Below are 576 nucleotides of genomic sequence, written 5' to 3'. Positions count from 1 at the left end.
ACCAACGTGTTTGTGAGACAGTTTGCGCTGTTTACGCCAAACCCATTCTGATAAGGCGAGTTGAACAAGGAATATCAGCGGCATCACAACAAACAGGTGTTGTAGATCCGAGCTTAACGCACTTTTATCATCGCTGAATAACAGCTCCCAAACCACAGGGGTTAGGTGCAGGTTAATGGATTGGTATGCCTGGGTATCAATCAATAAGATTGTTTGTCCAACAGTGGCAAAGATCACTGCCACCAAACGGAATAACTTCCGTGATGGCAGGACAAACGTCAACGGGAACAGAACCAATAAGTAGAGAGCGAAAACAAGGAAGCCAAAATGGCCAACCCACGAAACCGCAAGATAGAACTGACCCAGCAACGTCTCGGGCCAAGGCGACTGAACAATGTAGCGTGTGCCTATCAACATCGAAGCTACGATGTTGAAGAATGCAAACCAATGACCCCAACCAACCAGTCGAGATACACGTTCGCCGTATGAGTTTCCGCTGTCTACCATGTATGTGTTCTATTTATCCGTTATTAATGTGTTTTTGGTGTTTCTAATGAAGACATCAGCGCCTGAGCA

General features: G+C 46.0%; 1 protein-coding gene. It reads right to left on the bottom strand.

The window, feature by feature from the left end; translation table 11 throughout:
- Positions 1 to 507: DUF3413 domain-containing protein (locus tag R7E78_RS28825; RefSeq protein WP_318058976.1), on the bottom strand; the 507-nt coding region annotated here is incomplete at its 3' end.
- Between the last annotated feature and the right edge of the window lie 69 nt (positions 508 to 576).

The organism is Vibrio sp. YT-19(2023), assembly GCF_033337395.1.
Note: the sequence above shows the minus strand (reverse complement) of the source record. Positions and strands in the feature narration are given on the sequence as shown.